General features: G+C 67.9%; 2 protein-coding genes and 1 pseudogene. All 3 read left to right on the top strand.

Going from position 1 to position 3,497, the window contains the following annotated elements; genetic code table 11:
- Positions 1-308, top strand: a pseudogene (gene sucC, locus G7A99_RS16895) (succinate--CoA ligase subunit beta); the annotation flags it as partial.
- Between the two features lie 35 nt (positions 309-343).
- A complete protein-coding gene (sucD, locus tag G7A99_RS16890; protein ID WP_018716317.1) occupies positions 344-1,216 on the top strand; it encodes a succinate--CoA ligase subunit alpha in 873 nt (290 codons plus the stop codon).
- A gap of 431 nt (positions 1,217-1,647) precedes the next feature.
- A partial coding sequence (locus G7A99_RS16885; RefSeq protein ID WP_240466321.1) for a DUF3141 domain-containing protein occupies positions 1,648-3,497 on the top strand: 1,850 nt, incomplete at its 3' end.

Here is a 3,497-nt window from a genome sequence, read left to right as displayed (position 1 = left end):
TCCTCGACGTCGGCGGCGGCACCAACAAGGAGCGCGTCACCGAGGCGTTCAAGATCATCTCCGCGAGCCCGGACGTAAAGGGCATCCTGGTGAACATCTTCGGCGGCATCGTGCGTTGCGACATGATCGCCGAGGGCATCATCGAGGCGGTCAAGGAGGTCGGCGTGAAGGTGCCGGTGGTCGCGCGCCTCGAGGGCACGAATGTCGACAAGGGCAAGGAGATCCTTGCCAACAGCGGCCTGGACATCATCGCCGCTGACGACCTCACCGACGGCGCCAAGAAGGTCGTCGCCGCGGTGGGCGCCTGACGCGACATTCGGATCAGCAACGAGGTTCAAGCGAGATGAGCATTCTTGTCGACAAGAACACGAAGGTGATCGTGCAGGGCTTCACCGGCAAGCAGGGCACCTTCCACGCCGAGCAGTGCATCGCCTACGGCACCAACATCGTCGGGGGTATCACCCCGGGCCGTGGCGGCGAGACCCACCTGGACCGGCCGGTGTTCAACACCGTGGGTGACGCCGTCGCCGAGACCGGCGCCCAGGCGAGCATGATCTACGTGCCGGCGGCCTTCGCCGCGGACGCGATCCTCGAGGCCGCGGATGCGGGCATCAAGGTCATCGCGTGCATCACCGAGGGCATCCCGGTGCAGGACATGCTCAAGGTCAAGGCCGCGCTGGCGGACTACGACGCCACCCTGATCGGGCCGAACTGCCCCGGCGTCATCACCCCCGGTGAGTGCAAGATCGGCATCATGCCCGGCCAGATCCACAAGGCCGGCTCCATCGGCATCGTCAGCCGCTCCGGCACGCTGACCTACGAGGCGGTCAAGCAGACCACCGATGTGGGCCTCGGCCAGAGCACCTGCGTGGGCATCGGCGGCGACCCGATCCAGGGCATGAGCTTCATCGACGTGCTCGAGCGCTTCGAGGCCGATCGTCAGACCAAGGGCATCGTCATGGTCGGCGAGATCGGCGGCACCGCCGAGGAAGAGGCCGCGGAGTACATCCAGAGCAACGTGCGCAAGCCGGTCGTCGCCTACATCGCGGGCGTCACCGCGCCCCCCGGCAAGCGTATGGGCCACGCCGGCGCGATCATCAGCGGCGGCAAGGGCACGGCGGACGACAAGTTCGGTGCCCTGGAGAAGGCCGGTGTCGCCACGGTGCGCTCCCCCGCGGAGATCGGTGCGCGCATCAACGAGTTCTTCACCGGCTGAAGCGGTGATGCCCCGCGGGGCGGCCGGCACGCTCGCCGCCCCGTTCAGCCCCGCCTTGCGGGGCGGGCCGGGCAGGTCCTGAGGGCCTGCCCCGGCTATTCCCGCCGAATGCTCCCCGATCGTTACCGGCACTACCCGCCGGTTTCCCGCAGGCGAGCCTGAATCCATCCTTCCGGGCTGGACCGGCAAGCACCTGATGCCCGTCGGATTCCGTTTGACTGTGGATCGTTGCAGTGGCAAGAATGCAGGCGTGACTGTGATAGGCCGCTCACTCCGTGGAACGTCGCGCCCCAGGCTGCGGCGACCGGCGGCCGAATCCCCCGTGGCATTGTCCGTCCCTCCCCGCCGGACTCGTGTATCCCGGTGCCCGGCGTACCGGTTCCGCGATGTCCGTGGCGGGTCGGTCCGCCCGCAGTCACGCCAATCCTCTGATGGAAGTGAATAGCGCCATGATGATGCCGCCCCTGCCGGTTGACCCGTTGCCGATGTTCGATCCCTTCGGCGTCGTCCGTGCCGCCAACGAGTACTGGCGCGACGCGCTGGAGCGCAGCGTGCTGTACATGGATGTCATGCGCCAGCGTGGCAATCAGTACCTCGAGCACATGGAGAAGACCAAGCCCAATGTGCTCGGCTTCGAGGCGGAGGTTCTGGTCAACGGCCGCGATCTGCCGCGGCCGGTCAACTACGAGCTGCTGCGCATCGAGCCGCCGGAGGGCGTCGAGGAGGACCCGTCCAAGCGTCCGTTCGTCGTGGTCGACCCGCGGGCGGGGCACGGTCCGGGCATCGGCGGCTTCAAGCCGGACAGCGAGATCGGCGTGGCACTGCGTGCCGGCCACCCCTGTTACTTCATCGGCTTCCTGCCGTACCCGGAGCCGGGCCAGACCGTCGAGGACGTGGTGGAGGCGGAGATCGCCTTCCTGCGCCATGTCGGCGAGCGCCACGCGAACGTTTCCGAGCGGCCCATGGTGGTGGGCAACTGCCAGGCCGGCTGGCAGATCATGATGGCGGCGGCGCTGGAGCCGGACGTCTTCGGCCCGATCCTCATCGCCGGTGCGCCACTGTCCTACTGGGCCGGCGAGCGGGGCGGGGCGCCGATGCGCTACACCGGCGGCATGACCGGGGGCAGCTGGACCACCGCGCTGTTGAGCGATCTCGGCAACGGGCTGTTCGACGGCGCCTGGCTGGTGCAGAACTTCGAGCGCCTCAACCCGGCGAACACCTACTGGGCCAAGCAGTACAACCTCTACGCCAATATCGACACGGAGGCGGACCGGTACCTGGAGTTCGAGCGCTGGTGGGGCGGGCACGTCTTCCTCGGCGCCCAGGAGATCCAGTACATCGTGGACAACCTGTTCGTCGGTAACCGGCTGTCCACCGCCCAGCTCGTCACCCGGGATGGGCGGCGGGTGGATCTGCGCAACGTCCGCTCGCCGGTGGTCGTGTTCTGCTCCCGCGGCGACAACATCACGCCCCCGCCCCAGGCGCTGGGCTGGATCCGCGATCTCTACGAGGGCGTGGACGACATCATCGCCAACGTCCAGACGATCGTGTACTGCGTGCACGACACCACCGGACACCTGGGGATCTTCGTCTCGGGCAGCGTCTCGCGCAAGGAGCACACCGAGTTCACGGCGAACATGGACTACATCGACGTCCTGCCGCCCGGGCTCTACGAGACCACTGTCACCCCCGCTGACGAGATGACTGCCGGTGCCTCGCCGGAGCGCGATTACCTGCTGGAGTTCCAGCAGCGCTCGGTGGAGGATCTGGACGAGGAGATCCAGCATCGGCCCGAGGACGACACCCGCTTCGCCACCGTGGCGAGGGTCTCGGAGATCAACCTCGGTCTCTACCGGCTGTTCGTCCAGCCGTGGGTGCGGGCGACGGTCACGCCGGACCTTGCGACCTGGATCCGGCGGCTGCACCCCAGCCGCCTGCGCTACAAGGTCTTCTGCGACCGCAACCCGTTCATGTACGGGCTGCCGGCGCTCGCCGAGGGCGTGCGCGAGGATCGCCACCCGGTGTCGGAGGACAACCCCTTCCGTGTGATCGAGGGGCTAGTCTCCAACGAGATCGTCTTCGGCCTCAATACCTTCCGCGATCTCCGCGACCGCGCCATGGAGTGGATGTTCATCGACCTCTACGGCCAGCCGCTGCTGCAGGCGCTGGTGGGGTTGCACGGCGACGCGCACGTGCATCGCCGGCGTCCGGGGGCGGAGCCGGAGCACCGGCGTTTCATCGAGCGGCGCAAGGCCGAGCTGCGTCACCACATTGCCGAGGG

It is taken from the genome of Arhodomonas sp. KWT (assembly GCF_010993615.1).
Note: the sequence above shows the minus strand (reverse complement) of the source record. Positions and strands in the feature narration are given on the sequence as shown.

Excerpts from the sequence above, each read along its gene's own strand:
- sucD (WP_018716317.1), top strand. The coding sequence starts at position 344 with ATGAGCATTCTTGTCGACAAGAACACGAAGGTGATCGTGCAGGGCTTC.